Raw genomic sequence first — 6,142 nt, forward strand, 5'->3', positions numbered from 1 at the left:
CCGCATGCACGCAATCGAAATCAGCGAAACCGGTGGTCCCGAAGTCCTGCGCTACGTGGAGACGACTGAGCCCACGCCCGGCCCCGGCCAGGTCTTGATCAAGGCCGAGGCGATCGGCGTCAACTTCATCGACACCTACTTCCGCTCGGGCCATTACCCGCGTGAGCTGCCCTTCATCCTGGGCCAGGAAACCTGCGGCACCGTCGTCGCCACGGGCGAGGGGGTCGACGGGTTCGGAGCCGGGGACCGGGTGGCGTCCGCGGCGGCCTCCGGCGCTTACGCCGAATTCGCCACCGCCCCAGCGTTTTTGACGGCAAAGGTGCCCGACGGTGTGGGCTCCGATGTGGCGGCATCGGTGCTGCTGAAGGGCCTGACCGCGCACTACCTGCTCAAGTCCGTGTATCCCGTGCAAAGCGGCGACGCGGTGCTGGTGCACGCCGGCGCCGGCGGCGTCGGGCTGATCCTCACCCAGTGGGCGCATCTGCTCGGCGCCCGGGTGATCACCACGGTGTCGACGCCGGAGAAGGCGCGGACGTCCAAGGACGCCGGAGCCGACGAGGTGCTCTCCTACCCCGACGACCCCGCGCAGTTCGGCGAGCGGATTCGCGCGCTCACCGACGGCGCGGGTGTGGCGGCCGTGTACGACGGCGTCGGCGCCAGCACCTTCGACGCCAGCCTGGCCAGCCTGGCCGTCCGCGGGACGCTGGCGCTGTTCGGCGGCGCCAGCGGACCGGTTCCGCCATTCGATCCGCAGCGCCTCAATGCCGCCGGATCGGTGTTTTTGACCCGCCCCTCGCTGGTGCACTTCATGCGCACCGCCCAGGAATTCAACTGGCGCGCGGAGGAACTGTTCGACGCGGTCGCCGGCGGCGCCATCCGGATCGAGGTGGGCGGACGCTACCCGCTGGCCGAAGCGGCCCGCGCCCACGAAGACCTGCAGGGCCGAAAGACGACCGGGTCGGTGGTGCTGCTGCCGTAAGCCGCTAGAGCAGGGTCGGCAGCGCGATCACCGAATCGACCGCCAGCGCACAGAACACCACGGCGAGGTAGTTGTTCGACTGCAGGAACAGCCGCAGCGGCTTGATCGGCTCGCCGGCGCGGACCCCGGCGTAAAGCTGATGGGCCATCGCCAGGAACCAGACCCCGGCCAGCAGCGCGACCGCCGCGTAGAGCCAGCCGGTGGCCGGCGCCAGCGCCAGCGTCGCCAGTACCGTCAACCAGGTGTAGATCAGGATCTGCTTGGTGACCTGACGCTCGGTCGCCACGGCCGGCAGCATCGGAACGCCCGCCGTTCGGTAGTCGTCCTTGTACCGCATTGCCAGCGCCCAGGTGTGCGGCGGCGTCCAGAAGAAGATGATCGCGAACATCACCAGCGCCGGCCAGCCGATGGTGCCCGTGACGGCCGACCATCCGATCATCACCGGCATGCATCCGGCCGCGCCGCCCCACACGACGTTCTGCGACGTGCGCCGCTTGAGCAGCAGCGTGTAGACGAACACGTAGAACGCGATGGTGGCGATGGCAAGCAGGCCCGAGAGCAAGTTCGTCGTCCACCACAGCCAGAAGAACGACCCGACGCTGAGCACCAGCCCGAGCACCAGCGCGTTGCGCGTCGGCACCGCTGCGCGCGCCAGCGGCCGGCGGGCGGTCCGCTTCATCATCTTGTCGATATCGGCGTCGGCCACGCAGTTGAGCGTGTTGGCACCCCCCGCGGCGAGCATTCCGCCGATCAACGTGTCGAGGATCAGCAGCGGGTTCACGTGCCCGCGGTCGGCGAGCAGCATCGCGGGTATCGCGGTGACCAAGAGCAGCTCGATGACCCGCGGCTTGGTCAGCGCCAGGTACGCCAGCACGGTGGGGCGTATTCGGCTCGGCGCGACGCGCCCGCGAACGCTCACGCAATAACTCCTCGGGGTCGCAGCAGCGCGCAGCATCTACTACGCACGATGGTAGACCGCCTGCCTGCGGCGTCTCGCCCGCAGGGTCGGTTCACTCCGAGATTTTCCCGTTTGCGGGACTGAATGCAAAGCGTGATCGGCCTGCGCGTAATTTTCACACCGGCCGGCCCGCGTACCCCAAATCCTGCACTGCAAACGCTGGCGCTCCCGCACTAGGGTGAAACTGATCAGCTTGATGACCCAAGGATTGAGTCTGTGACCACACTCGAAGAGATCTCCACGCTGACCCAACAGCACCTTCCCGACGACTGGACCGACATCGACTCGGCCGCGGTCGACACCATCCGGGTGCTGGCCGCCGACGCGGTCCAGAAAGTCGGCAACGGGCACCCCGGGACGGCGATGAGCCTGGCCCCGCTCGCGTACACGCTGTTTCAGCGCACCATGCGGCACGACCCCAGCGATCCGCACTGGTTGGGCCGCGACCGGTTCGTGCTGTCGGCCGGGCACAGCAGCCTGACGCTGTACCTGCAGCTCTACCTCGGCGGCTTCGGCCTGGAGCTGTCCGACATCGAATCGCTGCGCACCTGGGGATCCAAGACCCCCGGACACCCGGAGTTCCGGCACACCAAGGGCGTCGAGATCACCACCGGCCCGCTCGGGCAGGGCCTGGCGTCGGCGGTCGGGATGGCGATGGCCTCGCGCTACGAGCGTGGTTTGTTCGACCCGGACGCCGCCCCCGGGGAAAGCCCGTTCGACCACCACATCTACGTGATCGCCTCCGACGGGGACATCGAAGAGGGCGTGACTTCGGAGGCCTCGTCGCTGGCAGCCGTGCAGCAGCTGGGCAACCTCATCGTGTTCTACGACCACAACCAGATCTCCATCGAGGACGACACCAACATCGCGCTGTGCGAGGACACCGCCGCCCGCTACCGCGCATACGGCTGGCACGTACAGGAGGTCGAGGGCGGCGAGAACGTGGTCGCCATCGAGGAGGCCATCGCCAACGCGAAGGCCGTCACCGACCGGCCGTCGTTCGTCTCGCTGCGCACGATCATCGGCTACCCCGCGCCCAACCTGATGAACACCGGCAAGGCGCACGGCGCGGCGCTGGGCGACGACGAGGTCGCGGCCGTCAAGAAAATCCTCGGCTTCGATCCGGAGAAGAAGTTCGAGGTGCGCGAAGACGTCATCGCCCACACCCGCAAGCTGGTCGACCGGGGCAAAGAGGCGCACGAGAAATGGCAACCCGAGTTCGAGGCGTGGGCACAGCGCGAACCCGAACGCAAGGCGCTGCTGGACCGGTTGACGGCAGAGAAGCTGCCCGACGGCTGGGACGCGGACATCCCGACTTGGACACCGGAAGACAAGCCGCTGGCCACCCGTGCGGCGTCCGGCAAGGTGCTGAACGCGGTCGGCCCGAAACTGCCGGAGCTGTGGGGCGGTTCGGCCGACCTGGCGGGCAGCAACAACACCACCATGGACAACGTTAAATCGTTTGGGCCCCCGTCTATTTCGACGAAGGATTACACCGCCGACTGGTACGGCCGCACCCTGCACTTCGGTGTGCGCGAGCACGCGATGGGCGCCATCCTGTCGGGCATCGTGCTGCACGGACCGACCCGCGCCTATGGCGGAACCTTCCTGCAGTTCTCCGACTACATGCGCCCGGCGGTGCGGCTCGCGTCGCTGATGAACATCGACACCATCTACGTGTGGACGCACGATTCGATCGGGCTCGGCGAGGACGGCCCCACCCACCAACCGATCGAACACCTGTCGGCGCTCCGTGCGATCCCCCACCTGTCGGTGGTGCGACCCGCCGACGCCAACGAGACCGCCTATGCGTGGCGCACGATCCTGGCCCGCGGCAACGGCAGCGGCCCGGTCGGCCTGATCCTGACGCGGCAGGGAGTGCCCGTGCTGGAGGGCACCAACTTCGAGGGCGTCGGACGCGGCGGCTACATCCTCGGTGACGATGGTGGTGACGAGCCCGACGTGGTCCTGATCGGCACCGGCTCCGAGGTCCAGCTTGCTGTCGAGGCCCAGAAACTGTTGGCGGACCGCGACATTGTGGCGCGGGTGGTGTCGATGCCGTGCGTGGAGTGGTTCGAATCCCAGCCCGAGGAATACCGCGACAGCGTGCTGCCGCCGTCGGTGTCGGCCCGGGTCGCCGTCGAAGCGGGCGTAGCGCAGTCCTGGCACAAGCTGGTGGGCGATACCGGGAAGATCGTGTCGGTCGAGCACTACGGGGAATCCGCCGACTACAAGACTTTGTTCCGTGAATATGGCTTCACCGCCGAAGCCGTTGCGGCCGCAGCGGAACAGGTAGTGGACAACTGAGGAAGGGTGATTCACATGACCAGTCAGAACCCTAACCTTGCGGCGTTGAGCGCCGCGGGCGTGTCCGTTTGGCTGGATGACTTGTCGCGGGACCGGCTGCAGTCGGGCAACCTGCAGGAGCTGATCGACACCAAGAGTGTCGTTGGCGTGACCACCAATCCATCCATCTTCCAGAAGGCATTCGCGGAAGGCGACGCCTACGACAAACAGATCGCCGAATTGGCCGAGCGCGGCGCCGATGTCGATGCCACCATCCGCACCGTCACCACCGACGACGTGCGCAACGGATGCGACGTACTGGCGCGTGAGTGGGAAGCCTCCGACGGCGTCGACGGGCGGGTGTCCATCGAGGTCGACCCCCGGCTGGCCAACGACACCGACAAGACCATCGCGCAGGCCGTCGAGCTGTGGAAGATCGTCGACCGGCCGAACCTGTTCATCAAGATCCCGGCCACCAAGGCCGGTATTCCGGCCATCACCGCCGTTCTGGCCGAGGGGATTTCGGTCAATGTCACCCTCATCTTCTCCGTCGAACGACACCGCGAGGTGATGGATGCCTACCTGGCCGGGATGGAAAAGGCCCGCGAGGCCGGACACGACCTGTCCAAGATCCATTCGGTGGCATCGTTTTTCGTGTCCCGGGTGGACACCGAGGTGGACAAGCGGCTGGAGAAGATCGGCACCGAGGACGCGCTCGCGTTGCGCGGCCAGGCCGGTGTCGCAAACGCCCGGCTGGCCTACGCGGCCTACCAGGAAGTCTTCGAAGGCGGCGATCGCTACCAGGCGCTCAAGGCCGACGGGGCCCGGGTGCAGCGTCCGCTGTGGGCGTCGACCGGCGTCAAGAATCCCGACTACGCCGACACCCTCTACGTCACGGAGCTCGTCGCGCCGAACACGGTGAACACCATGCCGGAGAAGACAATTGACGCGGTCGCCGACCACGGCGTCATCAACGGCGACACGGTCACCGGCACCGCACAGGCCGCCCAGGGGGTGTTCGACAAGCTTTCGGCGGTCGGGGTCGACCTGGACGACGTGTTCGTGGTGCTGGAAAACGAGGGCGTGGAGAAGTTCGTGGATTCCTGGACCGAGCTGTTTGAGGAAACGCAGAAGCAACTGGGTTCCGCCGCTAAATGAGCCGGGCCGCCGCCGCCACGCAGTGGCGTAATCCGCTGCGGGACAAAGAAGACAAGCGCCTACCAAGGATCGCCGGCCCCTGTGCGATGGTGCTATTCGGCGTCACCGGCGATCTGGCCCACAAGAAGGTGGTGCCGGCCATCTATGACCTGGCGAACCGCGGCCTGCTGCCGCCCACCTTCTCCCTGGTGGGTTTCGCCCGCCGCGACTGGGCTCACGACACCTTCGCCCAGGTGATCCTCGACGACGTGAAGCAATATTGCCGTACCCCGTTCCGCCAGGCGATCTGGGAGCGGCTGGCGGACGGTTTGCGGTTCGTGCGCGGCGAGTTCGACGACGAGGCCGCGTTCGGGCGACTGGCCGAGACGCTGGAGAAACTCGACGCCGAGCGCGGCATCGGCGGCAATCACGCCTTTTACCTGGCGATCCCGCCCAGATCGTTTCCGGTGGTGTGCGAACAGCTGCACTCCTCCGGGCTGGCCCGTCCGCAGGACGACCGGTGGAGCCGGGTCGTCATCGAGAAGCCGTTCGGCCACGATCTGGAGAGCGCCCGCGAACTCAACCACGTGGTCAACTCGGTGTTCCCCGAGGAGTCGGTGTTCCGCATCGACCACTACCTGGGCAAGGAGACGGTTCAGAACATCCTGGCGTTACGCTTCGCCAATCAACTGTGGGACCCGATCTGGAACGCGCACTACGTCGACCACGTACAGATCACCATGGCCGAAGACATCGGGCCAGCGGCGGGTGTCGACCTCGAG

The 6,142-nt window shown here is 66.9% G+C and carries 5 protein-coding genes; 4 read left to right on the forward strand and 1 reads right to left on the reverse strand.

Features of this window, described 5'->3' with window-relative positions; translation table 11 throughout:
• Nucleotides 1–4: 4 nt before the first annotated feature.
• Nucleotides 5–979, forward strand: coding sequence for a quinone oxidoreductase (locus A5747_RS13305; RefSeq protein WP_076124896.1), 975 nt, complete (start codon nt 5–7; stop codon nt 977–979).
• A 4-nt stretch (nt 980–983) separates the two neighbouring features.
• Here the strand turns inward: A5747_RS13305 and A5747_RS13310 are convergent, their stop codons facing one another.
• Complete coding sequence (locus A5747_RS13310; RefSeq protein WP_076124898.1) at nt 984–1,898, reverse strand: heme o synthase; 915 nt, start codon at nt 1,896–1,898, stop codon at nt 984–986.
• A 255-nt stretch (nt 1,899–2,153) separates the two neighbouring features.
• Here A5747_RS13310 and tkt point away from each other — a divergent pair, with 255 nt between their 5' ends.
• From tkt to A5747_RS13325, 3 genes are all read left to right on the forward strand, one after another.
• A complete protein-coding gene (gene tkt / locus A5747_RS13315) occupies nt 2,154–4,244 on the forward strand; it encodes a transketolase (protein ID WP_076124900.1) in 2,091 nt (696 codons plus the stop codon).
• 15 nt (nt 4,245–4,259) lie between these two features.
• Nucleotides 4,260–5,381 (forward strand): transaldolase, encoded by a 1,122-nt coding sequence (gene tal / locus A5747_RS13320; protein WP_076124902.1) that lies wholly within the window; start codon nt 4,260–4,262, stop codon nt 5,379–5,381.
• A partial coding sequence (locus A5747_RS13325; RefSeq protein ID WP_142245576.1) for a glucose-6-phosphate dehydrogenase occupies nt 5,378–6,142 on the forward strand: 765 nt, incomplete at its 3' end. The genes tal and A5747_RS13325, both read left to right, overlap by 4 nt.

Origin of the sequence: Mycobacterium sp. IS-836 (assembly GCF_001954275.1) — a bacterium.
Classification (GTDB): Bacteria; Actinomycetota; Actinomycetes; order Mycobacteriales; family Mycobacteriaceae; genus Mycobacterium.

Bases quoted from the DNA above. Each gene is read 5' to 3' on its own strand.
- A5747_RS13305 (WP_076124896.1), top strand. From the start codon at position 5: ATGCACGCAATCGAAATCAGCGAAACCGGTGGTCCCGAAGTCCTGCGC.
- tal (WP_076124902.1), top strand. From the start codon at position 4,260: ATGACCAGTCAGAACCCTAACCTTGCGGCGTTGAGCGCCGCGGGCGTG.